General features: G+C 63.0%; 27 protein-coding genes. 17 read left to right on the top strand and 10 right to left on the bottom strand.

The window, feature by feature from the left end:
• Nucleotides 1-42 precede the first annotated feature (42 nt).
• Nucleotides 43-228 carry a hypothetical protein gene (locus tag AC0L7I_RS05435; RefSeq protein WP_473398527.1) on the top strand — a complete coding sequence of 62 codons (186 nt, stop codon included), beginning with the start codon at nucleotides 43-45 and terminating at the stop codon, nucleotides 226-228.
• Here AC0L7I_RS05435 and mnmC1 read toward each other — a convergent pair.
• Together mnmC1 and AC0L7I_RS05425 are read right to left on the bottom strand one after the other, a co-directional pair.
• Nucleotides 225-2,078, bottom strand: a complete 1,854-nt coding sequence (gene mnmC1, locus AC0L7I_RS05430) for an FAD-dependent 5-carboxymethylaminomethyl-2-thiouridine(34) oxidoreductase MnmC1 (RefSeq protein ID WP_473398526.1) — start codon at nucleotides 2,076-2,078, stop codon at nucleotides 225-227. The two genes, AC0L7I_RS05435 and mnmC1, sit on opposite strands and share 4 nt — an antisense overlap.
• Before the next feature lie 38 nt (nucleotides 2,079-2,116).
• On the bottom strand, nucleotides 2,117-2,506 hold the full coding sequence (locus AC0L7I_RS05425; RefSeq protein WP_473398525.1) for a hypothetical protein: 390 nt from the start codon (nucleotides 2,504-2,506) through the stop codon (nucleotides 2,117-2,119).
• A 122-nt stretch (nucleotides 2,507-2,628) separates the two neighbouring features.
• On the opposite strand from AC0L7I_RS05425, the gene AC0L7I_RS05420 reads away from it, so the two are divergent.
• Genes AC0L7I_RS05420 through AC0L7I_RS05410 form a run of 3 tightly spaced genes read left to right on the top strand, consistent with a single transcriptional unit; the run spans nucleotide 2,629 to nucleotide 3,640 of the window.
• Nucleotides 2,629-2,916, top strand: coding sequence for a GNAT family N-acetyltransferase (locus AC0L7I_RS05420; RefSeq protein WP_473398524.1), 288 nt, complete (start codon nucleotides 2,629-2,631; stop codon nucleotides 2,914-2,916).
• Nucleotides 2,913-3,194, top strand: coding sequence for a GNAT family N-acetyltransferase (locus AC0L7I_RS05415; RefSeq protein ID WP_473398523.1), 282 nt, complete (start codon nucleotides 2,913-2,915; stop codon nucleotides 3,192-3,194). Before AC0L7I_RS05420 ends, AC0L7I_RS05415 begins: the two co-directional genes overlap by 4 nt.
• Entirely contained in the window at nucleotides 3,191-3,640 is a 450-nt protein-coding gene (locus AC0L7I_RS05410; RefSeq protein ID WP_473398522.1) for a YcgN family cysteine cluster protein, read from the top strand. Before AC0L7I_RS05415 ends, AC0L7I_RS05410 begins: the two co-directional genes overlap by 4 nt.
• On the opposite strand, the gene opgC is transcribed toward AC0L7I_RS05410, so the two are convergent.
• Nucleotides 3,637-4,821, bottom strand: a complete 1,185-nt coding sequence (gene opgC, locus AC0L7I_RS05405; protein ID WP_473398521.1) for an OpgC domain-containing protein — start codon at nucleotides 4,819-4,821, stop codon at nucleotides 3,637-3,639. The genes AC0L7I_RS05410 and opgC overlap by 4 nt on opposite strands.
• A gap of 102 nt (nucleotides 4,822-4,923) precedes the next feature.
• Here opgC and AC0L7I_RS05400 point away from each other — a divergent pair, with 102 nt between their 5' ends.
• Nucleotides 4,924-5,823, top strand: a complete 900-nt coding sequence (locus tag AC0L7I_RS05400; protein WP_473398520.1) for a tyrosine recombinase XerC — start codon at nucleotides 4,924-4,926, stop codon at nucleotides 5,821-5,823.
• A 10-nt stretch (nucleotides 5,824-5,833) separates the two neighbouring features.
• On the opposite strand, the gene hemW is transcribed toward AC0L7I_RS05400, so the two are convergent.
• Both hemW and rdgB read right to left on the bottom strand, forming a co-directional pair.
• Nucleotides 5,834-7,006 carry a radical SAM family heme chaperone HemW gene (gene hemW / locus AC0L7I_RS05395; protein WP_473398519.1) on the bottom strand — a complete coding sequence of 391 codons (1,173 nt, stop codon included), beginning with the start codon at nucleotides 7,004-7,006 and terminating at the stop codon, nucleotides 5,834-5,836.
• Entirely contained in the window at nucleotides 7,006-7,638 is a 633-nt protein-coding gene (gene rdgB, locus AC0L7I_RS05390; protein ID WP_473398518.1) for an RdgB/HAM1 family non-canonical purine NTP pyrophosphatase, read from the bottom strand. Before rdgB ends, hemW begins: the two co-directional genes overlap by 1 nt.
• A 109-nt stretch (nucleotides 7,639-7,747) precedes the next feature.
• Between rdgB and AC0L7I_RS05385 the strand changes: the two genes are divergently transcribed.
• The 6 genes from AC0L7I_RS05385 (at nucleotide 7,748) to AC0L7I_RS05360 (ending at nucleotide 10,366) form a co-directional block, all read left to right on the top strand.
• A complete protein-coding gene (locus tag AC0L7I_RS05385) occupies nucleotides 7,748-8,269 on the top strand; it encodes a DUF2975 domain-containing protein (protein WP_473398517.1) in 522 nt (173 codons plus the stop codon).
• Between the two features lie 11 nt (nucleotides 8,270-8,280).
• On the top strand, nucleotides 8,281-8,520 hold the full coding sequence (locus tag AC0L7I_RS05380; RefSeq protein ID WP_045695373.1) for a helix-turn-helix domain-containing protein: 240 nt from the start codon (nucleotides 8,281-8,283) through the stop codon (nucleotides 8,518-8,520).
• 44 nt (nucleotides 8,521-8,564) lie between these two features.
• Nucleotides 8,565-9,056, top strand: a complete 492-nt coding sequence (locus AC0L7I_RS05375; RefSeq protein ID WP_473398516.1) for a CreA family protein — start codon at nucleotides 8,565-8,567, stop codon at nucleotides 9,054-9,056.
• A gap of 142 nt (nucleotides 9,057-9,198) precedes the next feature.
• Entirely contained in the window at nucleotides 9,199-9,477 is a 279-nt protein-coding gene (locus tag AC0L7I_RS05370) for a hypothetical protein (RefSeq protein ID WP_473398515.1), read from the top strand.
• Between the two features lie 5 nt (nucleotides 9,478-9,482).
• On the top strand, nucleotides 9,483-9,926 hold the full coding sequence (locus AC0L7I_RS05365; protein WP_473398514.1) for an RrF2 family transcriptional regulator: 444 nt from the start codon (nucleotides 9,483-9,485) through the stop codon (nucleotides 9,924-9,926).
• Complete coding sequence (locus AC0L7I_RS05360) at nucleotides 9,923-10,366, top strand: group III truncated hemoglobin (RefSeq protein ID WP_473398513.1); 444 nt, start codon at nucleotides 9,923-9,925, stop codon at nucleotides 10,364-10,366. Before AC0L7I_RS05365 ends, AC0L7I_RS05360 begins: the two co-directional genes overlap by 4 nt.
• Here the strand turns inward: AC0L7I_RS05360 and rph are convergent.
• Complete coding sequence (gene rph, locus AC0L7I_RS05355) at nucleotides 10,363-11,088, bottom strand: ribonuclease PH (RefSeq protein WP_473398512.1); 726 nt, start codon at nucleotides 11,086-11,088, stop codon at nucleotides 10,363-10,365. The two genes, AC0L7I_RS05360 and rph, sit on opposite strands and share 4 nt — an antisense overlap.
• Before the next feature lie 90 nt (nucleotides 11,089-11,178).
• Here rph and AC0L7I_RS05350 point away from each other — a divergent pair, with 90 nt between their 5' ends.
• Nucleotides 11,179-12,849 carry a formate--tetrahydrofolate ligase gene (locus tag AC0L7I_RS05350; RefSeq protein WP_473398511.1) on the top strand — a complete coding sequence of 557 codons (1,671 nt, stop codon included), beginning with the start codon at nucleotides 11,179-11,181 and terminating at the stop codon, nucleotides 12,847-12,849.
• An 86-nt stretch (nucleotides 12,850-12,935) separates the two neighbouring features.
• Here AC0L7I_RS05350 and AC0L7I_RS05345 read toward each other — a convergent pair whose 3' ends face one another.
• On the bottom strand, nucleotides 12,936-13,070 hold the full coding sequence (locus AC0L7I_RS05345; protein WP_473398510.1) for a hypothetical protein: 135 nt from the start codon (nucleotides 13,068-13,070) through the stop codon (nucleotides 12,936-12,938).
• Here AC0L7I_RS05345 and AC0L7I_RS05340 point away from each other — a divergent pair.
• The 4 genes from AC0L7I_RS05340 to AC0L7I_RS05325 are packed head-to-tail and all read left to right on the top strand — an operon-like array spanning nucleotide 13,069 to nucleotide 15,715.
• Entirely contained in the window at nucleotides 13,069-13,242 is a 174-nt protein-coding gene (locus tag AC0L7I_RS05340; RefSeq protein ID WP_473398509.1) for a hypothetical protein, read from the top strand. The two genes, AC0L7I_RS05345 and AC0L7I_RS05340, sit on opposite strands and share 2 nt — an antisense overlap.
• On the top strand, nucleotides 13,239-13,952 hold the full coding sequence (locus tag AC0L7I_RS05335) for an SdpI family protein (protein WP_473398508.1): 714 nt from the start codon (nucleotides 13,239-13,241) through the stop codon (nucleotides 13,950-13,952). Before AC0L7I_RS05340 ends, AC0L7I_RS05335 begins: the two co-directional genes overlap by 4 nt.
• A 42-nt stretch (nucleotides 13,953-13,994) precedes the next feature.
• Nucleotides 13,995-15,083, top strand: coding sequence for a heat-inducible transcriptional repressor HrcA (hrcA, locus tag AC0L7I_RS05330; RefSeq protein ID WP_473398507.1), 1,089 nt, complete (start codon nucleotides 13,995-13,997; stop codon nucleotides 15,081-15,083).
• Nucleotides 15,083-15,715 carry a nucleotide exchange factor GrpE gene (locus tag AC0L7I_RS05325; protein WP_473398506.1) on the top strand — a complete coding sequence of 211 codons (633 nt, stop codon included), beginning with the start codon at nucleotides 15,083-15,085 and terminating at the stop codon, nucleotides 15,713-15,715. The genes hrcA and AC0L7I_RS05325 overlap by 1 nt, the downstream gene beginning before the upstream one ends.
• An 18-nt stretch (nucleotides 15,716-15,733) precedes the next feature.
• On the opposite strand, the gene AC0L7I_RS05320 is transcribed toward AC0L7I_RS05325, so the two are convergent.
• The 3 genes from AC0L7I_RS05320 to AC0L7I_RS05310 all read right to left on the bottom strand — a co-directional run bounded on the left by AC0L7I_RS05320 (nucleotide 15,734) and on the right by AC0L7I_RS05310 (nucleotide 18,004).
• Nucleotides 15,734-16,072 (bottom strand): avidin/streptavidin family protein, encoded by a 339-nt coding sequence (locus AC0L7I_RS05320; RefSeq protein ID WP_473398505.1) that lies wholly within the window; start codon nucleotides 16,070-16,072, stop codon nucleotides 15,734-15,736.
• 101 nt (nucleotides 16,073-16,173) lie between these two features.
• Nucleotides 16,174-17,037 carry an SMP-30/gluconolactonase/LRE family protein gene (locus AC0L7I_RS05315; RefSeq protein ID WP_473398504.1) on the bottom strand — a complete coding sequence of 288 codons (864 nt, stop codon included), beginning with the start codon at nucleotides 17,035-17,037 and terminating at the stop codon, nucleotides 16,174-16,176.
• Between the two features lie 70 nt (nucleotides 17,038-17,107).
• Nucleotides 17,108-18,004 (bottom strand): protein phosphatase 2C domain-containing protein, encoded by an 897-nt coding sequence (locus AC0L7I_RS05310; protein ID WP_473398503.1) that lies wholly within the window; start codon nucleotides 18,002-18,004, stop codon nucleotides 17,108-17,110.
• 343 nt (nucleotides 18,005-18,347) lie between these two features.
• Here AC0L7I_RS05310 and dnaK point away from each other — a divergent pair, with 343 nt between their 5' ends.
• On the top strand, nucleotides 18,348-20,255 hold the full coding sequence (gene dnaK, locus AC0L7I_RS05305) for a molecular chaperone DnaK (RefSeq protein ID WP_473398502.1): 1,908 nt from the start codon (nucleotides 18,348-18,350) through the stop codon (nucleotides 20,253-20,255).
• Nucleotides 20,256-20,318: the final 63 nt, after the last annotated feature.

Below are 20,318 nucleotides of genomic sequence, written 5' to 3'. Positions count from 1 at the left end.
CTCAACTGAAACCACGATCAAACCCGACAAAGGAACGGACCGATGAGCAAGGGGACACTGCTTTACAACAATTGGCTACTCGGAGGCGTAGCCGTCCTGATCGTCCTGGCGATCGTCGCGATCGCCAGCCTGCAAGGCGGCATGGCACTGGAAATGGGCGGGCTGGAAATGACACTCGCACCGCACGAGAATGGCGGCCTGCAGCTGTCCTTCGTGAGAGCGGCCTAGGCCTCGCCGCGCTTCAGGGCCCGCAAGATCAGGCGCATCGGGCTGACCGCCGCAAGGGCGGCAGCTTCTGCCGGGGCCGGGCCGCCAAGCATCTGGGTCGCCAGGATACCGCCCGCCCAGGGCCCCCAGGTGAAACCCCGCGCGCCAAACCCGTTCACCATGTAAATGCCCGGTATGACAGGGGCGTCCGCATCCGCAGGGCGCCCTTTTTTGACTCCGTCGAACCGGCCGAGGGCTGCCGCATGGTCTGGCACCGCCCCGATCAGGGGCAGGCGGTCAGCCGTGGTCGCCCGCAGGGCCGCCCGCGAAAGGGGCGTATATTCGCGGGCGTCCCGCACCCACCAGGGCGACAGTCTGTCGAGGCCTTCGGCATTCTCGGCGCTGGCGCCAGCGGAAGTTTCCGGCAGGCCGCCGTCGAATCGCGCGAACGTGGCGCCCCACAGGCGATCCGGACCGTCGGCGAGCGCGTAGGTTCCGCGCGTCACGGCATCGGGGTCGGCAATGGCGGCGCCGCCTATCCATTCCACCTGCCCCAGCCGCGCCTCCAGGCCCAGCCATGGCAACGGGTCCATGGTCGCCATGGCAGTTGCCAGGATGACGGCATCAAACACCTCGCCGTTCACTTCGCGCTTTGAGAGGTCGATTTTCGCCTTTTCCCCCAGCCGCAAGGTGGCGCCCGCGAGCAGGGCCGGAATCAGCTCGGCCGGTCGCAGGATCAGGGCCTGCTTGTGTAGCAGGCCGCCTCCGCTCATCGCCTCGAGGTCTTCCAGCGGCAGTGGTGGATCGGCGAGGAGTTTGGTGAAACGGTCCGTTTCGGCCGGGTCTTTCGGAAGCTGGCGCACATCTGTTTCGGTGACGCCGGGCAGGCCGCGATAGGTGTCACGAGCCGCGATATAGGCATCGACCAGCAGGCGGGCCTGAACCGTGTCGGCCGCGTCCAGGCGTGGCATCAACAGGGCCAGCGGGTTTCCGCTGGCCCCGGACGCGGGGTCTGGCGCGGTGTCGAATACGGTGACGTCCGCCCCGGCATCAATCAGGGCGCGGGCGGCCCCGGCGCCGGCAATGCCTGCACCGATGACGGCGACGCGGCGCACGCCGGGTGCGGCAGGAGTGATGGCATGGGGGTCGGGCGCAGGTGGCAAGGGTGTGGTCAGGGTGGCCTCGAGCCGTTCCCGCTTGCGGCCATGGCCCGGCAGGCGGCTCACCTCGAACCCGGCCCCGGCGAGGCCGCGGCGGACGGCGCCTGCCACGGTGAACGTGCCCAGCCGGGCGCCGGGCACAGACCGCGCGGCGATTTCAGGATAGATCCAGTCGCCCCACATCTCCTCGTTCTTGGCGGGGCTGAATCCGTCGAGGAACCAGGCGTCGGCCCGGAAATGCGCGGCGGGAAGCGTTTCGCGAATGTTTCCGTGATGCAGGGTCAGCGAGATGCCGGCATCGGGCCAGACCATGCGGCGCACACCTTTGGCCGGGCCGGACCAACGTGCGATCATGAGCGCGGCGATCTCTTCCAGTTCAGGCCAGCTGTCGAGCGCGCGCACCGCGTCTTCCGGCAGGAGCGGAAAGGCTTCGAAACTGACAAAGTGCAGCCGCGCCGTCGGCGAAGGTCGATGGGTTTCCCACATTTGCCAGAGGGCGAGGAAGTTGAGGCCTGTACCAAAACCCGTTTCGCCAACGGTGAACACTTCCCTGCCCTGCCAGGCATCAGGCAGTCCGCAGCCCGCGAGGAAGACCGCACGCGATTCCGCGAGCCCGTCGCCGGCAGTGAAATAGACATCGTCATGGGCTCGGGCAACGGGGGTGCCGTCCTCGCGCCAGTCGATATCGGGAGGAGTCAGCAGGCGGGCCATTTTTGTTTACTCGCGGGCGTTCGGCGGCGGGATGCCTGTCAGCGGCGACGTGAATTGCCGATCAGGTCGCCAAGCGCCATGATTGTGGCCCGGCCGACTTGCGTCACGGTCGGCTTGCGCCGGTGCACATGGCCGACAAAGTCGCCGCAATTGGAGCCTGCCAGGCGGTAAGATGCGCCGAGCGCGCGCCGGGCGCGAGCTTCCGCCGCGATCGGATGATCGGCTTCGCTATTCCGGTGAACCTTGATCGACCGGCCATCCGCGAACGCATCCAGGGACTGTTCGGTCACGCCGTCATGCTTGCGCGAATTCGAGATCACCGTGCCGCTGGTCGTGGCCACGCCATAATGCCTCAATACGCCGCCAAACCGTATGGATACGACGTCGCCGGGCGAGACATGCCCGTGGGGTCCAAGATGCTTTTTCATATGCCCAGCCTAACCGATTTGCGGGCCTTGGGCCAAGGGAATTCCCTGCGGCAGGGCGGTCAGCTTTTTACGGCTATAAAAGCAGGCCCCACCTCACTATATCAGCCTGACGGAGTAGTCCCATGACCGACATTACGATCACCCTTGAAGACCGCCCGACGGGCGGCCGCTATGTGGCCATTGTGAACGGGCATGAGGCCGAGATGACGTTCTCCAAGGCCGGCACGAGCAAGATCATTATCGACCATACCGGCGTTCCGAAGGAATTGGCTGGCATGGGTGTCGGCGTGGCACTGGTGAAACGCGCGGTGGAAGACGCGCGCAGGAACGGCGTCAGGATCATCCCCCTCTGCCCCTTCGCCAAGGCCCAGATCGAAAAACACAAGGAATGGCAGGACGTACTGGCATGAACAACGGAATGATCCATCATGACGCCGCCAAGCGCCGATACAGTCTCGTGATTGAGGGCATGGAGGCCTACCTGACTTATGAAAGGCCCCGCAACGGGCTCATCCACATCACCCACACGATCGTTCCCGACAAAATCGGCGGGCGCGGGATCGGCAAACGACTGGTCAAGCGTGCGGTGGAGGACGCAATTGCATTCGGCGACAAGGTGTCGTCGTCCTGCTGGTACGCAACCGCGCTGATCGAGAAGACCCCCGCCTGGGCGGCGCTACTCGTATGACCGAGCCGTTCTGGAAGACCATCCCGCTCGACAAGATGAATGTAGCGCAATGGGAATCCCTTTGCGATGGCTGCGCAAAATGCTGCCTGCTCAAGCTGGAAGACGAAGACACCGGCGAGATCGCCTATACGAAACTGCATTGCACGCTTCTGGATGCCGGCACGTGCCAGTGTTCGGACTATGCCAATCGCAAGGCCAAGGTGCCAGATTGCGTGAAATTGACCCCGGCGGGCATCGAGGAAATCAACTGGATGCCGAAGACCTGCGCCTACCGGCTGGTCATGGACGGCAAAGACCTGCCCGACTGGCACCATCTTGTCTGCGGCGACCGGGAGCGCGTACACGAGAGTGGCAATTCTGTGCGTGGACGAACGGTTTCGGAAGACACCATATTCGAAGACGACATGGAAGACTTCATCGTCGACTGGGACGAGGACGCGGCCTAGGTGCGCCGCCCGGCTCCGGCGGGCGCTGGCATGACAGGCGCGGTCACCCAGCGCACGATGGCAATCGCGCCGTCATCGACAATTGCCCGATAGAGCCTTGCCGCCCAATGATCCGCCTTCAGCATCCTTGCCTCGCGGAACAAGGCGTAGACCAGCGACATCGCCATGATGGTCGCGACACTGCTGATCAGCAGCGCCAGGTTTCCCGGCGCCGACCGGTCTTCGATGTGGACCAGGTAGAGGAATGTATTGCCGAACGCGAAGGTGAAGAGGCTGGTCCGCCCGAACACCATCCAGATCGAGTTCGACGCGATCTTTGCCTTGCGGCGGATCCAGCCGAACACGTCGATGAACACGATCGTCGCCGCCACGCCGGTGAGCAGGTAGAGCGGGTGGTTCGCATTGCGCAGGTAGGCCCGCACGTCGGGCAACGCGATATTGTAATCCCCGGCCCACAGCCAGGCTGCGCACACCAGGACCAGCGCAATGAACACGCTGCGCACGCCCCAACCAGGGCCAGACAGCATCAGTTCCCGGCCCTGCCTGGCTGCCATCACCTTTCCCATCACCATGCCGGCCACGACGAAGCCGAAGCCATGCAGGATGGAGGGCGCGCTGTGATTGATCATGTTGCCGCCATAAAGGAAGGACGAGAAATTCTCAGCGCCGGTGAACGTGCCCATCGGGCCAAGGTTCGAAAAGATCGGGAAGGCCGCGTGAATGGCGCCGGCAACAAGCACAAGTGGCCACAGGCCGATCCGCACGCTGACAAGGATCATAAGGGGCGCAAGCACCAGCATGACCGCGTAGAAACGCAGGATGTCGGTGTAATAGGTATCGGTGAAGAAGATCGAGCAGCGCACCCAATAGGCGAAAGACAATTGCCAGGCGATGCACATCACGGCGCAGGACAGGGCATAGAGGGCCCAACACTGCAATGCGCGCGACCAGAGCCGTTGTGTGATCGCAACGCTTTGGCCCGCTGCGAATTTCCGCGCATAGACCAATTGGAGCATGGTGCCAAAGAGGCAGAAAAAGACCGGCGCAGAGACCGCAAGGAACATCCTGAGGCCGACAATCGCCGGGCCCGCGTCGCGCAGGTTGGATGCCGTGAGGGCGTGTCCGACCATGACGAAGAAAATGGCAATCGACCGCGCCAGATCTATTCCAAGATACCGCATTAACCCTGCCCCGCCCTGATTTTGCAAGCCTCGCACCCATTGCAAGTTCCGGGCCTGCGCGCCTGCAACGCGTCCTTAAGAGGTCGGTGCCAGACTTGGTGGATGGAAACCCTGGCCGCCTTCCTCGCGCACCTGACGCATGAACGCCGCATGGCGGCCAAAACTGTCGAGGCCTATGGCTCTGATCTCAGCGGTTTTTTCAATTTCCTGCGCGTGCACCTCGGCGAGGAGCCGACGCCGAAAGCGCTGGGCCGCCTGAAAGCGAGAGACATCCGCGCGCACCTCGCCCAGCGCCGCCGCGACGGCCTGTCGGACGCGTCGATTGCGCGGCTGATGTCGTCGATCAAGGCGCTGTATCGCTGGCTGGGCCGTGCCCACGATATCGAAAATGCGGAGATCGCCTACCTGCAGGGGCCCAAACGCAAGGCCCGCCTGCCCCGGCCGGTGTCCATTGAGGCGGCGAAGGACATGATCTTCGAAGCAGAAACAGACCCGGATTCGCCCGCTTGGATCGGCGCGCGCGATGCGGCCGTGCTGAGCCTGCTCTATGGCAGCGGCCTGCGGATTTCCGAGGCGCTGGGCCTGACGGGCGCCGACCTGCCGGCGCCCGAGCGCCTGCGCATCAGCGGCAAGGGCGGCAAGGTGCGGATCGTGCCCCTGATCCCGGCCGTGCGAGAGGCAATGGATGCCTATGGCGCGCTCTGTCCTTATGCGCTGACAAAATCAGGGCCCTTGTTCCGGGGGGCCAAGGGCGGCGCGCTGAACCCGCGCCTGATCCAGGGGCTGGTGCAGAAGCTGCGCGGCGTGCTTGGCCTGCCCGACACGGCGACACCCCACGCCCTGCGCCATGCCTTTGCCACGCATCTTCTGGCGGCCGGGGCCGACCTGCGTGCCATCCAGACTTTGCTCGGGCACGCCTCATTGTCGACGACCCAGGTCTACACAGGTGTCGATGCGAGCCGATTGCGCGAAGTTCATGCCGCCGCGCACCCACGGGCCTAGACAGGGTTAATCAGGGGGCCAGCTGGGCGGTCAGGGCGTCGGCCAGCAGCCAGCCTGACGGGGTCAGCGACAGGGTCGTGCCATCGAAGCGCACCCAGCCTTCGGCGATGAAGGCGTCGATCTTGTCGCGTGGCACGGGCTGGCTGGAAAGCGCCTCGATGCGTTGCACATCGATGCCCTCGATCGAACGCAGCCCCATGGCGATCAGCTCGCGCGCGATATCCAGCGGATACAGCGTGGACGCACCGCCCCAGCCGGACCCGAGCGCGACGACATTGGCAATATAGGCTTCCGGCCGCCGCTCCGCTTCGCTCGCATAGCGCTTGCCGCCAACGCTGACCCGGCCATGCGCGCCGGGGCCGACGCCGATCCAGTCGCCGCCATGCCAGTAAATCTGGTTGTGGCGCGACCGGAATTCCGGCCCGGCAGCATGGTTGGACACTTCGTAAGCAGGCAGGCCGGCCTTGCCGGTGATCTCTTGTGTCAGCTCATAAAGGTCTGCCTGCGCGTCCGGGTCCATCGGGATGAGTTCGTTGCGTTCGACCGCCTTGCCGAACGCCGTGCGCTGCTCAATCGTCAGTTCGTAGAGCGAAAGGTGCGGCGCGCCGAGCGCGAGCGCATCGCCGAGTTCGTCGCCCCATTCATCGATGGACTGGCTTGGGCGGGCATAGATGAAATCGATCGAGACATTCGGGAAAACATGCAGGGCCCGCGCAACGGCGGCACGTGCCGCGACAGCGTCATGGTCGCGTCCGAGAAAGGCCAGCGCATTGTCGCGCAGGGACTGGACGCCGATGGACAGACGGTTGACGCCGGCCGCCTCCAGGCCGCGCAAGTCAGCCCGCAACACGTCGTTCGGGTTGGCTTCCAGCGTGATCTCAGCCCCCGGCTTGATGCCAAAAACCTCGTCGGCAGTCTCCAGGAGGCCCGCTATCTCGTCCGGCTTCAGCAGCGAGGGCGTGCCGCCCCCGAAATAGACCGTATCGAGCGCGCCATGCTCCGGCATGCGTGGGCGGTGAATGCGAATGTCGTCCGAGATCGCCTTGAGCAGCGGTTCGGTCGACCGGGTCTTGGCTGCGTACACATTGAAATCGCAGTAGGGACATATTTTCGAACAGTACGGCCAATGGACGTAGAGCCCGAATCCATATTGTGGACCGAAGGGTGCCATTTGCTCTGCCATCAAAGCAGGGCCGCCTTGAGCTTGGCGACGGCTGCAGCCCGGTGGCTCATGCCATGCTTTCTGGCCGGGTCCATTTCGCCGAACGTGATTGTCTCGCCGTCGGCGACAAACATCGGGTCATAGCCAAACCCCTTGTCTCCACGCGGCGGCCAGACCAGCTGGCCATGCACTTCGCCTTCGAAAACTTCCTCATGCCCGTCGGGCCAGACGACCGCCAATGCGCAGACAAATTTCGCGGACCGGTCCGCGGCGCCAATCTCCTGCAATTCCGCTTCGACCTTTTCCATGGCGCGGTAAAAATCGCGGGGTTCGCCGGCCCAGCGGGCCGAATAGATGCCCGGTGCGCCGCCCAGCGCGGTGACCGACAGGCCACTATCATCCGACAGGGCCGGCGCTCCGGTCGCCTGCATGGCCGCGCGCGCCTTCAGCAACGCATTTCCCGAAAACGTGTGTTCTGTCTCCTCGGGTTCATCGAGATCCAGCTCCAGCGCCGAAACAACAGTGAATCCAAGGGGTTCAAACAGGTCTTTCAGTTCGACAACCTTGCCCTTGTTATGGGTTGCGGCAACGAGTCGACCGGGCGTGAGCGTGCGAGCTGTAATTTTTTTCACCTGTTTCTGAAATGGTTCCATTCTTGCTTTACCTGCAAATACCTATATCGTTAAACGGTAAGGGTATGCGATTTTGCGGTACGCGTACCTAGCCCATAGACCATGAGTGCAACACGGTGAAGAGACAGGCATGAGCAAACAGGCAAGAAACTCGGTGGCTGCGATCATGACGGTGCTTGTGACCATCGTCATGTGGATGACAGCGATCATCGGGATCGTGTTCCTCGCCAGCGTCGGCGCAGCCATCTTCGCTCATCACAATGGTGGCTCAATCGACGCGCTGAACATTTCCGTCACCGATGGCACCGACAGCCTGCCCGCCCTGATCGCCGGCCTGATTGGCGGCCTCGTCGTGATCCCGGCCATCATCTATGTCTGCGTCCTGCTGCGCCGCATCCTGGCGACGCTGGCCGACGGCGACCCGTTCGTGCCCGAAAACGCCACCCGCCTCAGCCGCGTGGCAGCAACCATTGCCGTCACCCAGCTGCTGCGCATTGCCGTGGCGGTCGTCGTCGGATTGAGCTTCGACCACGCCAGTTTCGGACTCAATCTGGACCTGATCCCCTGGGCGTCGGTCGCGGCACTTTTCATTCTGTCCCAAGTCTTCCGCGAAGGCACACGCCTGCGCGACGAAGAAAAAATGACCATATAGGAGGGTAGAAGATGTCTATTCGTGTAACCCTCGACCGTGTGCTTCTGGACCGCCGCATGTCCCTGACAGAGCTGTCGGAACGTGTCGGCGTCACGTTGGCCAACCTGTCCATCCTGAAAACCGGCAAGGCCAAGGCCGTGCGCTTTTCGACACTTGAGGCCCTGTGCCGCGAACTCGACTGCCAGCCGGGCGACCTGCTCGTGTTCGACGAGGAAGGCGAGGAAGGCCGACGACGGGTTGCCGCCGAATAGGCTCCGCAACGGGAACCAGCCACCTGCCCCCACGTAGAGGCCGTATGAAACTTGCTCCTGTCGCTCTCGCCGCCTGTCTCAGCCTGCTCGCCGCATGCGGAGGCAGCAATTCGGAAGTCGGCGAATTCAAGAACGACTGGCTCGGCAACGAGATCAAGGTCAAGTCGCTGACCGACCCGAAAATCGACGGCGTGATCTGCCATCTCGCCTTTTTTGATCGCGGCGTCTGGGACCGGATCGGCAAGGGCAACTGGTTCGAAAATCCGTCCAACTCCTCGATATCGTGCCTGCAGACCGGGCCGGTGACAATCCGCGATATCGACCTCGACCGGTCCGGCGAAGAAGTCTTCGACCAGAACCAGAGCCTCGTCTTCAAGCAGCTCGCCGTGCGGCGCATCTATGATGCCGACAGCGACAGCCTGATCTATGTCTCGTTCAGCCGGAAACCCATAGACGGTTCAGCCAAGATGAGCCTGTCTACCGTGCCGCTCTTCGATCGCGACGTGACGTGGGAACACGGCAAGCCGGCCGAATAGGTCCACCTGTGCAGCCGTTGGGCTGCGTCAATTTATAACATGCATATGATATGCATGTTTTGTTGATCGACGGGCGCAAACCGCCTATATGTGCCGCGCGGTCGCCGGCACCCCCGGTCCGGCGCGTTGAAAGGCAGCTACCATGACGAAACCCAGTTTTGCAGCAAAGCTCATTGGCGGCCTTGCTGTCGGCGCCGTGTTTGCCACATTCGTCGTGATGGGGCTGGTATGGCTGCTCAGCCGGTCCTCCATGGGCGCTGACATGTCCGGTCATGGCTGGGTCGCCCTGCTTGCCGGAACCGCGGTTTCATTCATCGTAGCAGGCGTCCTGACAACCGTACTCGTCCTTGGGCGGAGGAATGGATTCGATGAAGGCGCTCACGAAATTACGTGGGACACGCGACACTCCGATGAGGCCTAGGCACCATGCGTCTCAATATGCAGACCGATTTTGCGCTGCGGACGCTGATGCATTTGGCCGTCAACACTGATCGCCGTGTCACGATTGCCGACATTTCGGATACGTTCGGCGTTTCGAAGAACCATTTGATGAAAGTGGTGCAGGCCCTCGGCCATGAAGGCGTCATCGCGACCGAGCGCGGACGCAAAGGCGGCCTCAGCCTGGCCCGCCCGGCCTCCGATATCAGCATTGGCGACGTGGTGCGCCGCATGGAAGGCCGCACAGCGCTCGTGGAGTGTTTTCCCGGCGGAGCGGGTGGATGCCGAATTTCGCCGGCCTGCCGACTTCGCAGCGCGCTGGCCGAAGCCCTTGAAGCCTTCTTCCGTGCTCTGGATTCCTATTCCATCGCCGATCTGGTGAACGGCAATGCCTCGCTGCACGAAATGATTGCGATTGGAGAAACAGCATGAACCATGTCTTGCGAACCGCTGAGGAACGCCGCCGCGAGATCCAGCAAAATGCCCAACGCATGGGCATCAATGACGCATACATTTCCGAACTGGTCGAAACCTTCTACACCCGTGTCCGCAGCGACGAGACGCTTGGCCCGATCTTCGACACCGAGATCGGCGACAATTGGGGACCGCACCTCGCCCGCATGAAGGATTTCTGGGCGTCGGTGGCGATGAATGCCGGGCGCTATAATGGCAAGCCGGTGCCCGCGCACCAGAAGCTGGCCAACGTGACGCCTGCTCATTTCCAGATATGGCTGGGCCTGTTCCGGCAGACCCTCGAAGAGACTGCGCCGACGCCTGAAGCCGTTCCTTTTTTCCTGGAGCGCGCGACACGCATCGCGCAGAGCCTGCAGCTGGCCATGTTCAGCCTGCCAGGCCTGCCGCCCCGCAACTAGGCCAGCGCGGCGCGCTGTGCAGCGAACAATTCGTTGCAGCCCTGCTCGGCAAGGCGCAGCATCTCGTCGAGCTCCTTGCGGCTGAGCGGGCGTTCCTCGCCGGTGCCCTGCACTTCGATGAATCCGCCATCGGAACTCATCACGACATTCATGTCGGCTTCGCCTTCGCTGTCTTCTGGATAATCGACATCCAGAACCGGGAAGTCCTGGTAGACGCCGACGGAAATGGCGGCGGCCTGCTTCTGGATCGGATCCGCCTTGATGACGCCTTCCGACTTCAGGTAGTTGCAGGCCATCGCCAGGGCGACAAAGCCGCCCGTGATCGAGGCCGTGCGCGTGCCGCCATCGGCCTGCAGCACGTCGCAGTCGATGGTGATCTGGTTTTCGCCAAGTGCGGTAAGGTCCATGACCGAGCGCAGGCTGCGCCCGATCAGGCGCTGGATTTCCTGCGTCCGGCCGGACTGCTTTCCGGCAGCCGCTTCTCGGCGGCCCCGTGTATGCGTTGCGCGCGGCAGCATGCCGTATTCCGCTGTCACCCAACCGGCGCCCTTGCCCTTCATCCAGCCCGGCACGCTCTTCTCCCAGCTGGCCGTGCACAGGACATGTGTGTTGCCGAATTTCGCGAGGCACGAGCCTTCGGCATAGCGCGTTACGCTGGTCTCGAGCGTTATCTCACGCAACTGGTCGAACGCGCGTCCGGATGGGCGGATAAGCTGGGTCATGGCGGGGTCCTCTTTTCTGCCCCGCCTGATTGCGGGTTTTGACGGCGCTGTCTACACCAGAGGGACATCAGGGAACCAAGAGGGGGCCTCATGGCCAGTGATATCGAGATCGCCCGGGCGGCGACAAAGAAGCCTGTTACCGAAATTGGCGCGAAGCTCGGCATCTCTTCAGGCGACCTCATCCCCTATGGTCATGACAAGGCGAAGATCGCCGGGCGCTACCTCGCCAACCTCGGCACGAAACCGGATGGCAAGCTCGTGTTGGTGACCGCGATCAGCCCGACAGCCGCCGGCGAAGGCAAGACCACGACCAGCGTCGGCCTCGCCGATGCGATGAACCGGATCGGGTCCGATACCTTGCTCTGCCTGCGCGAGCCTTCGCTCGGTCCCTGTTTCGGCATGAAGGGCGGGGCTGCCGGCGGCGGCTACGCGCAAGTCGTGCCGATGGAGGACATCAACCTCCACTTCACCGGCGACTTCCATGCCATCACGTCAGCGCACAACCTCTTGGCCGCCATGATCGACAACCATATCCATTGGGGCAGTCCCAGCGGGCTTGAACCCTCGCGTGTCACCTGGCGCCGCGCGCTCGACATGAATGACCGCAACCTACGCGAGATCGTGACCGGCCTTGGCGGACCGGGCAATGGCGCGGCGATGGAGAGCGGCTTCGACATCACCGTCGCCTCCGAGATCATGGCGATCCTCTGCCTCGCGACCGATGCGACCGATCTTGAGCAACGCCTCGACCGCATCATCGTCGGCTATCGCCGCGACCGCACCGCCGTCACCTGCGCAGACATCAAGGCAACAGGCGCGATGATGGCTTTGCTCAAGGACGCGCTGTTGCCCAACCTCGTCCAGACGCTGGAGAACAATCCCTGCCTCATCCATGGCGGCCCGTTCGCCAATATCGCGCATGGCTGCAATTCGGTGATTGCGACGAAGGCCGCCCTCAAGATGGCCGACTATGTCGTGACCGAAGCCGGGTTTGGCGCAGACCTTGGTGCGGAAAAATTCTTCGACATCAAATGCCGTCAGTCGGGCCTCCAGCCTGATGCGGCCGTGCTCGTCGCCACGGTCAAGGCGCTCAAGATGCATGGCGGCCTCGCCAAGGACCAACTCGGTATCGAAAACCTCGATGCCCTCAAGGCGGGCTTTTCAAATCTCGGGCGTCACATCGAAAACCTGCAGCAATTCGGCCTGCCGGTAGTCGTCGCCATCAACCGGTTCACCCAGGATACGCCTGCCGAGATCGCCGCGATCGAAGCCTTCTGCGCCAAGGCCGGCGTGCCCGTCGCGCTCTGCACGCATTGGGCCGATGGCGGCGCCGGCGCCGAAGCCCTCGCCCGGATCGTGACGGCGACGCTTGCGGAGAAACCCTCAGACTTCCGAACGCTCTATCCGGATGCGACACCCCTCTTCGACAAGATCGAGACCGTCGCCAAGCGGATCTATCGCGCCGATCATGTCGAAGCGCCGCGCGCCGTGCGCGACCAGCTGGCGCGCTGGGAGGCCGACGGCTTCGGCCACCTGCCCGTCTGCATCGCCAAGACGCAGTACAGTTTTTCCACGGATCCCGCCCTGACCGGCGCTCCTGAGGGCCATACTGTGCGCCTGCGCGAAGTGCGCCTGTCGGCCGGGGCAGGCTTTGTAGTCGCAATTTGCGGGGACATCATGACCATGCCCGGCCTGCCCCGCCACCCGGCTGCCGAGACCATCCATCTCAATGCCGACGGCCTGATCGAAGGCCTGTTCTGAGCACCCACCCCAACGGGCTAGTCCTTCGACTTCGCTTAGGATGAGCGCTTCAGACAGGCGTTGACTCATATTAGCAAAAACGCTAATTAGCGTATATGCAAAACACCATCTTCAAGGCCCTGGCTCATCCGGCGCGCCGACAGGTCCTCGCCCTCCTGCGCAAGGGTCCGCGCCTGGCGGGTGACCTTGCGGCGGAATTCGAGTTCGAGCTGGCCGACCATGAGCCGGCATCTGGCCGTGCTGAAGGATGCCGACCTGATCACGGCCGAGCGCCAGGGCAACCAGATCCTCTACCGTGTGAACACGAGTGTGCTCGAAGATGCCGCCACGGCCCTGCTTGGCCTGATCGGCAGCGACAATGGCGACGACGAGCTGAAGGAGGCCGCAGAATGAAACCCTATATCCGTACCGGACTGGCTTGGGCCGCGGTCATGGTCGCCGTGTCGTGCGGCATTGTCATATATGCAAGCGGTTTGCTGCCCGAGAGCAACCAGATTCCGCTTCATTTCGGCGCTGATGGCATGCCGGACCGGTTCGGCAACAAGTCTGACGCCCTGATGGTCCTGTGGCTGTTGCCCTGCGTGACAGCGGCGATTTCCGCGATCCTGGCGGTAGCGCCCTTTCTGGATCCGCGAAAACAGAACGTGGCGGTCGGACGCAAGGCCTATCTCGTCACCTGGATCGCCGTGACGACGCTGATGACCCTGGTGACCGCAGGCGTTGCCTTCGGCATGGTGAAAGGCGCCGGTCAGCCTTTTGACACATCGGGCATGGTGCGCTGGATCATTGCGGGCACCGCTATCCTGTTCATCGTCATGGGCAATTACCTGCCCAAGACGCGGTCGAGTTTCATCTTCGGTGTGCGCACGCCCTGGACCCTGTCATCTGATATCGCATGGGAAAAAACCCACCGCCTTGCCGGTCCGCTTTTCATCATTGCAGGCGTCCTGGGCCTGATTGGCGCGTTCGTCTTCAGCGGCCTCTTCCTCGCCCTGCAATTGACCGCGCTGGTACTGAGCGTCGTGCTCGTCCTGTTCGTCTACTCCTATTTCGCCTGGCGCAGCGCTGATGACCGCGACGATGGGACGAACCTCACTGTCTGAACCCCTATTGTACAGGGGCCACGGCGCCCCTAATCAATACACATGCCCCTGACGCCCGACAGCCAGTCCCTGATGCAGCGCCTCGACCAGCGCTCGCGCGACATCTTCAAGCAGATCGTCGAAGGCTACCTGACGACCGGCGAACCGGTCGGCTCGCGCACCCTGTCGAAGGGCGTGATCGCGCTCTCGCCGGCGTCTATCCGCAATGTCATGGCCGACCTGACCGATCTCGGCCTGCTCGATGCCCCGCATGTTTCTGCGGGCCGCGCTCCCACCCATCGCGGCCTTCGCCTGTTCGTCGACGGCTTCCTAGAAATCGGCGAGCCGTCCAGCAGCGACAAGCGCGAGATCGACGAGCGCCTGCGCGGCGCAGGCGGCGACCTGCAGGCCGTGCTCGGCGAAGCATCGAACATCCTGTCCGGCCTGACCGGCGGGGCAGGGCTCGTGGCCTCGCCTTCGCGCGAAACAGCGGTCCGCCACGTTGAATTCGTGCCTTTGGCCAGCGGCGAAGCGCTGTGCGTTCTGGTCACCGAGGATGGCGACATCGAGAACCGGCTGGTCAAGGTTCCGGACGGCCTGCCTGCCACGACACTGATCGAGGCCGGCAACTATCTCTCCACCCGCATGAAAGGCCGCACGCTGGCCGAAGCCGCCGTCGACGTGCGCGAGGAGATCAGGTCGCACAGGGCCGCACTGGATGCGACGGCGGCGTCCCTTGTCGAAGCCGGCCTCGTCCAGTGGAGCGGAGACGCACCGGGGCGGGGCCGCTCGCTGATCATACGCGGCCGCGCCAACCTGCTCGAAGACGCCAAGGCAGCCGAAGACCTGGATCGTGTACGCCAACTGTTCAACGAGCTTGAACGCCAGCAAAGCCTGCTCGATATCCTCGATACGACACGTGAGGCCGATGGCGTGCGCCTGTTCATCGGTGCGGAGAACCAGCTTTTTCCGCTCTCGGGTTCAAGTGTGATCGTGGCCCCCTATATGGGCGGGGCGAAACATGTCATTGGCGCGCTTGGCGTGATCGGCCCGACACGGCTGAACTATGCCCGCGTCATACCGATGGTGGATTATACCGCAAAGGTGATCGGCGAAATCCTCGCCGCCCGGCGCGCAAAGGATGGGAAGTGATGAACGACGAGACCAAGACCGGCCAGAACGCCGACATCGATCCAAACGCCTCACGGGCAGAGCTGAAATCAGCCGCCGACGAGATGCTCAAGAACGCCCGCGCCCAGGCGGCCGAAAGCATGGAAGCCGAGGCTGACTCGGAAATCTCGCCGGAACAGGAAGCGATGCGCCTGAAGATCGAGGCCGAGGAACTGCGCGAGCAGTTGCTGCGCACACTGGCCGATCTCGACAATACGCGCAAACGCGCCGAACGGCAGGTCTCCGATGCCCGCGTCTACGCCATCGAACGTTTCGCCGGTGACCTGCTCAGCGTCTCCGACAACCTGGCCCGCGCCCTTGCCGCCCTGCCGGATGACGACCGCGCCAACCTGTCTGATGCCGGCAACAACCTGCTCAGCGGCATCGAGATGACCGCCAAGGAACTGGAAACCGCGCTCGGCCGCCATGGCGTCAAACCCATCGACGCCGCGCCCGGATCGGCCTTCGACCCGAACCTGCACCAAGCCGTGGCCCAAGTGCCGTCAGAGCATCCATCCGGCACCATCGCCTCGCTGTTCCAGCCCGGCTGGAAAATCGGCGACCGCACATTGCGCGCCGCGATGGTGGCGGTGAGCGCGGGGAACGCGAACTAAAATAGTTGCCGGCGGCACCTACGCCTTGACGAAAACGTCGCTGCCGATCCGTGTGGCAGCCCAGAGGAATTCGGCTTCGTTTTCCTCCTTCACGTCAGCGCCGTGCAGGAATTGCGCCTCGATCCGGGGATTGCCTTTCTCGCCCGTCATCTGGCCGACCCATGCGATGACCGTTCCGTACTTTTCGTAGCTGCACGTGAACGCGATCCGGTCGCCATTGGCCCAGCCGACAACCGGCACTTTCATCACGCCCTCGTCGGCAACACCGGAATTGAAGGTTCCCGATAGCGACGCGCCATCCTGTTTCAGTTCAAGCACCGATTTGCGCGCGCTGACCCATTTTCCCGAAAATCCCACCACGTATCCTCCCGATTGAAACAAACGCATCGCGCCCGCATGGCGCGGGCCGTTGCAACCTGCTTCAACTATCGGGCATCCGCCGCCAGCCGGGCTTGACCTCAATCAACCTGGCCCGGACGCACCAGTTTCCACGCCGTCACCGTGCCCGGCTGCCAGTTCGGGACAATCACGGTGTCGCCGAATATCTTGAGGTCGTTCTGGAAGGTTGGCGTTTCGTCGCCTGTCGTATCAAGCAGGGTCGTCACGGCGCCGTCGTCAGCCACATAATGGACCTGCCCGGGCCATGACGAGACAAGGTATCCCCCGCCCGGCACGAGGCCGATACCATCCGCATTGCTCATGCCGGTCGCGATCTCGGCGATGGTTCCGTCGGAGGTGACGCTGAACAGCGACCCTGTCTCCATGGTCGAAACCAGCAGTCGGTCGCCATCCCCCAGAACGCCATTGATGCCGCCGAAGCGCGCGTCCTCGAGCCAGAGCGTGGCCACTCCATCCTTGATGCGGTGAATACGACCCGTGCCGGAATCGGAAACATAGACAGCGCCATTCCATGCGGTAACGCCATTGAGGAAGACGGCGCCGTCGACCGGAATCTTCTTCCCAAGGCCGCCCTTCCCGGCATCGAACACCATCACGGCGTCGATGTCGGAGGCATAAAGCTTGCCGCCCTGGATCGCGAGGCCCTTCGGCCCGTTGGTCTTCGATGCCCAATACATCTCGATCAGCTCGCCGTCGGGCGATATCATGGAGATGAAACCGTCGCCGTTCTTCGCGTCGCCGTCATCAATCCCGACATTCGAGACGAGATAGTTCCCGTCCGGCGCGCGGACCACGCTTTCCGGCGCCGAGAACCCGTCAGCGATCCAGAGCGGTTCAAGCGTCGGGACAGCCGCAATCCTTGCCGGTGCCGCCGCGCAGGCGGCCAGGATGGCGAAAGCAGGAAAGGCGAGAAAGCGCAGCATAGGTCATGTCTCCCTGGATGGTCGTGTCCGCCATCTGGTGGGCGGTTGGGTCCACTATGCCGATATCCGTCTACAGGACCAGCCCGGCCGCCTCCGCCTGGTCAATATCGTCGATACGCAGGAGCACGCCGCAGGCATCGTCGCGGGCCTTGATCCGGTTCATGTCCCGTTTGGGCGTGCTTTCAAATGCGCGAAGCGCGTCCACCGCGCCGCAGAGGCCCTTGCCTTCAACCAGTGCCATGAAGCGCTCCGGCGTATGCGTGCCATAGGGCGAAATCAGCCGGTACAGGCCGTCGCTCATCAAGCAGATCATGTCCCCCGCTTCCACGGCCATTTCCAGCGTCTTAAGGTTCGCGGCCGCGCGCGGGTCAAGACCGAAACAGGTGCGATTGCCATTTGAGCGCCGCCGGTCGTTCTGCAGGTGCGCAAGCCGTTCTTCCGGAGACACGGCCAGCAGGCGACGGGCCGTCACGGTTTCATCGTCCGCCTTGCCCGGCGACCCGATCACCGTCACGCCAGCGCCGCGCCGCAACAGCGCCATGCAGTCGCCAAGCCAGGCAAACTCGGCCCGGCCATTGGCAACATGCATCCACATGCCGGATGCAATGGGCCGGGCTTCGCCGGGCAGGTCGTCAAGCGGGATGCGGGTTTCCTTTTCCGCACGGGCGCGAACGTCTGTCAGGACTTCCGCAAAATGGGTTTCCGGCGTGTCGCCGGGAGACGGCGGCGCCATCAGGCGCGTGCTGAGCGCTGCGGCGATCCATGCCGCGCCGCTCTCGGCCTCCGGGAAGGGCTTCAGGTCTGTGACATCGGTTGCCCCGTCGAGCGCCCATGCTGTCCCGGCAGCCTCGTCAAAGCCGAACCGGTCGTCGCCCGTCCTGCCAGGCGTGCCGGGATCGTTCACGGTCTCCAAAACCGACACGCGCGAGGCAATGAGTCCCGAGACTCCGGACATTTCATCACCCATGGGGACGCCCTCGCAGCTGTGTCGTTTGGGTGATGATGCTCCGATGGCGCCACTGCGGCAACCGGCAGGCCCCGTCAAATCGCCCATTTCGGGTTGCAATTCGGTAATGGCTGCGAGAATGGCTTTCACGACTGTGTTGATACTGGTTAAACCCCGTGTAAAAGCGCCGCATCACCCCTTGAGCGGGGGGATCGGCTCACCATATCGCATCTGAACAGGCGAACGGCTTTAAATTCCGTCCCCGCCGTCTCATATGAACCCTTGAGAGCCACTGGCTTCCGGGGCTGCTGAGCAGACCGAACCCAAACAAGGCCCGTGGCGGCTAACAGAAGAGAGACATGCAATGAGCAAGATTATCGGTATCGACCTTGGGACCACGAACTCCTGCGTCGCCGTCATGGAAGGCGGAACGGCGAAAGTCATCGAAAACGCCGAAGGCCAGCGCACCACGCCGTCCGTCGTCGCCTTTACGGAAAGCGGCGAACGCCTGATCGGGCAGCCTGCCAAGCGCCAGGCTGTCACCAACCCCGATTTCACCTATTACGCCATCAAGCGCCTGATCGGCCGCACGTACAACGATCCCACCGCCCAGAAAGACAAGGCCATGTCGCCCTTCGGCATCGTCGAAGGCAAGGCAGGCGATGCCTGGGTCAAGGGTCGCGACCAGGACTATTCCCCGCAGGAAATTTCCGCCTTCATTCTCACCAAGATGAAGGAAACGGCTGAAGACTATCTCGGCACGCCGGTGACACAGGCCGTCATCACGGTGCCTGCCTACTTCAACGACGCCCAGCGTCAGGCCACGAAAGACGCCGGCAAGATTGCCGGCCTTGAAGTCCTGCGCATCATCAACGAGCCGACGGCTGCAGCCCTCGCCTACGGTCTCGACAAGGGTGAGAACAAGACAATCGCCGTGTACGACCTTGGTGGTGGTACATTCGACGTCTCGCTGCTCGAAATCGGTGACGGCGTGTTCGAAGTGCTCTCGACCAATGGTGACACGTTCCTCGGCGGTGAAGACTTCGATCTTCGCATCGTCGACTTCCTCGCTGGCGAGTTCAAGAAGGATCAGGGCATCGACCTGAAGGCCGACAAGCTCGCGCTCCAGCGCCTCAAGGAAGAAGCCGAGAAAGCCAAGAAGGAACTGTCGTCTGCCAACCAGTACGAGGTGAACCTGCCCTTCATCACCGCTGATGCGACCGGCCCGAAACACCTCAATATCAAACTGACCCGCGCCAAGCTGGAAAGCCTTGTCGAAGACCTCGTCAAGCGCACCATCGATCCGTGCCAGAAGGCCCTGAAAGATGCCGGCAAGACCGCGTCTGACATTGATGAAGTCGTCCTCGTCGGCGGCATGACCCGCATGCCCGCCGTGCAGGAAGCGGTGAAGAAATTCTTCAATCGCGAGCCCCACAAGGGCGTGAACCCGGATGAAGTCGTGGCGCTTGGCGCAGCGATCCAGGGCGGCGTGCTGCAAGGCGACGTGAAGGACGTGGTCCTGCTCGACGTGACCCCGCTCTCGCTCGGCATCGAAACGCTGGGCGGCGTGTTCACGCGTCTCATCGACCGCAACACGACGATCCCGACCAAGAAAAGCCAGATCTTCTCGACCGCTGACGACAATCAGGGTGCTGTGACGATCAAGGTCGCCCAGGGCGAGCGCGAAATGGCCGCTGACAACAAGCAGCTCGGCCAGTTCAATCTCGAAGGCATCCCGCCGGCCCCGCGCGGCCTGCCGCAAATCGAGGTCACGTTCGACATCGACGCCAACGGCATCGTGTCAGTCTCGGCCAAGGACAAGGCCACCGGCAAGGAACAGCAGATCACCATCCAGGCGGATGGCGGCCTGACGGACGAGGACATCAAGAAAATGATGGCCGACGCCGAAGCCAATGCCGGCGCCGACAAGGCCCGTCGTGAGCTCGTCGAAGCCAAGAACAATTCCGAAGCGCTGATTCACCAGACTGAAAAGCAGGTGGAAGAGCATGGCGACAAGGTCTCTGCTGAAGTGAAAGCCGAAATCGAAAAAGCCGTTGAAGAGCTGAAAGCCGCGCGTGAAACCGACAATGTCGGTGACATACAGGCCAAGCACCAGGCCCTGATGACCGCCGCCATGAAGCTTGGCGAGGCGATCTATGCCAACCAGCAGGAAGCTGAGGCCCATGCGGATGCATCCGCTGATGCGGCAGCCGACAGCGACGATGTCGTCGATGCCGACTTCGAGGAAGTCGACGACGCCAAGAGCGCCTGACCCCTTTGAATCCCCCAGAATCGAAAAACCCGCCGGAGCGATCCGGCGGGTTTTTTATTGTTC

The organism is Hyphomonas sp. J20-32 (genome assembly GCF_055808555.1).
This window is presented reverse-complemented; position numbering and strand designations above follow the sequence as displayed.

What these genes read in the sequence shown, in the direction of transcription:
- AC0L7I_RS05435 (WP_473398527.1), top strand. Translation starts at nt 43, where the DNA reads ATGAGCAAGGGGACACTGCTTTACAACAATTGGCTACTCGGAGGCGTA.
- mnmC1 (WP_473398526.1), bottom strand. Translation starts at nt 2,078, where the DNA reads ATGGCCCGCCTGCTGACTCCTCCCGATATCGACTGGCGCGAGGACGGC.
- AC0L7I_RS05425 (WP_473398525.1), bottom strand. Translation starts at nt 2,506, where the DNA reads ATGAAAAAGCATCTTGGACCCCACGGGCATGTCTCGCCCGGCGACGTC.
- AC0L7I_RS05420 (WP_473398524.1), top strand. Translation starts at nt 2,629, where the DNA reads ATGACCGACATTACGATCACCCTTGAAGACCGCCCGACGGGCGGCCGC.
- AC0L7I_RS05415 (WP_473398523.1), top strand. Translation starts at nt 2,913, where the DNA reads ATGAACAACGGAATGATCCATCATGACGCCGCCAAGCGCCGATACAGT.
- AC0L7I_RS05410 (WP_473398522.1), top strand. Translation starts at nt 3,191, where the DNA reads ATGACCGAGCCGTTCTGGAAGACCATCCCGCTCGACAAGATGAATGTA.
- opgC (WP_473398521.1), bottom strand. Translation starts at nt 4,821, where the DNA reads ATGCGGTATCTTGGAATAGATCTGGCGCGGTCGATTGCCATTTTCTTC.
- AC0L7I_RS05400 (WP_473398520.1), top strand. Translation starts at nt 4,924, where the DNA reads ATGGAAACCCTGGCCGCCTTCCTCGCGCACCTGACGCATGAACGCCGC.
- hemW (WP_473398519.1), bottom strand. Translation starts at nt 7,006, where the DNA reads ATGGCAGAGCAAATGGCACCCTTCGGTCCACAATATGGATTCGGGCTC.
- rdgB (WP_473398518.1), bottom strand. Translation starts at nt 7,638, where the DNA reads ATGGAACCATTTCAGAAACAGGTGAAAAAAATTACAGCTCGCACGCTC.
- AC0L7I_RS05385 (WP_473398517.1), top strand. Translation starts at nt 7,748, where the DNA reads ATGAGCAAACAGGCAAGAAACTCGGTGGCTGCGATCATGACGGTGCTT.
- AC0L7I_RS05380 (WP_045695373.1), top strand. Translation starts at nt 8,281, where the DNA reads ATGTCTATTCGTGTAACCCTCGACCGTGTGCTTCTGGACCGCCGCATG.
- AC0L7I_RS05375 (WP_473398516.1), top strand. Translation starts at nt 8,565, where the DNA reads ATGAAACTTGCTCCTGTCGCTCTCGCCGCCTGTCTCAGCCTGCTCGCC.
- AC0L7I_RS05370 (WP_473398515.1), top strand. Translation starts at nt 9,199, where the DNA reads ATGACGAAACCCAGTTTTGCAGCAAAGCTCATTGGCGGCCTTGCTGTC.
- AC0L7I_RS05365 (WP_473398514.1), top strand. Translation starts at nt 9,483, where the DNA reads ATGCGTCTCAATATGCAGACCGATTTTGCGCTGCGGACGCTGATGCAT.
- AC0L7I_RS05360 (WP_473398513.1), top strand. Translation starts at nt 9,923, where the DNA reads ATGAACCATGTCTTGCGAACCGCTGAGGAACGCCGCCGCGAGATCCAG.
- rph (WP_473398512.1), bottom strand. Translation starts at nt 11,088, where the DNA reads ATGACCCAGCTTATCCGCCCATCCGGACGCGCGTTCGACCAGTTGCGT.
- AC0L7I_RS05350 (WP_473398511.1), top strand. Translation starts at nt 11,179, where the DNA reads ATGGCCAGTGATATCGAGATCGCCCGGGCGGCGACAAAGAAGCCTGTT.
- AC0L7I_RS05340 (WP_473398509.1), top strand. Translation starts at nt 13,069, where the DNA reads ATGAGCCGGCATCTGGCCGTGCTGAAGGATGCCGACCTGATCACGGCC.
- AC0L7I_RS05345 (WP_473398510.1), bottom strand. Translation starts at nt 13,070, where the DNA reads ATGGTCGGCCAGCTCGAACTCGAATTCCGCCGCAAGGTCACCCGCCAG.
- AC0L7I_RS05335 (WP_473398508.1), top strand. Translation starts at nt 13,239, where the DNA reads ATGAAACCCTATATCCGTACCGGACTGGCTTGGGCCGCGGTCATGGTC.
- hrcA (WP_473398507.1), top strand. Translation starts at nt 13,995, where the DNA reads ATGCCCCTGACGCCCGACAGCCAGTCCCTGATGCAGCGCCTCGACCAG.
- AC0L7I_RS05325 (WP_473398506.1), top strand. Translation starts at nt 15,083, where the DNA reads ATGAACGACGAGACCAAGACCGGCCAGAACGCCGACATCGATCCAAAC.
- AC0L7I_RS05315 (WP_473398504.1), bottom strand. Translation starts at nt 17,037, where the DNA reads ATGCTGCGCTTTCTCGCCTTTCCTGCTTTCGCCATCCTGGCCGCCTGC.
- AC0L7I_RS05310 (WP_473398503.1), bottom strand. Translation starts at nt 18,004, where the DNA reads ATGGGTGATGAAATGTCCGGAGTCTCGGGACTCATTGCCTCGCGCGTG.
- dnaK (WP_473398502.1), top strand. Translation starts at nt 18,348, where the DNA reads ATGAGCAAGATTATCGGTATCGACCTTGGGACCACGAACTCCTGCGTC.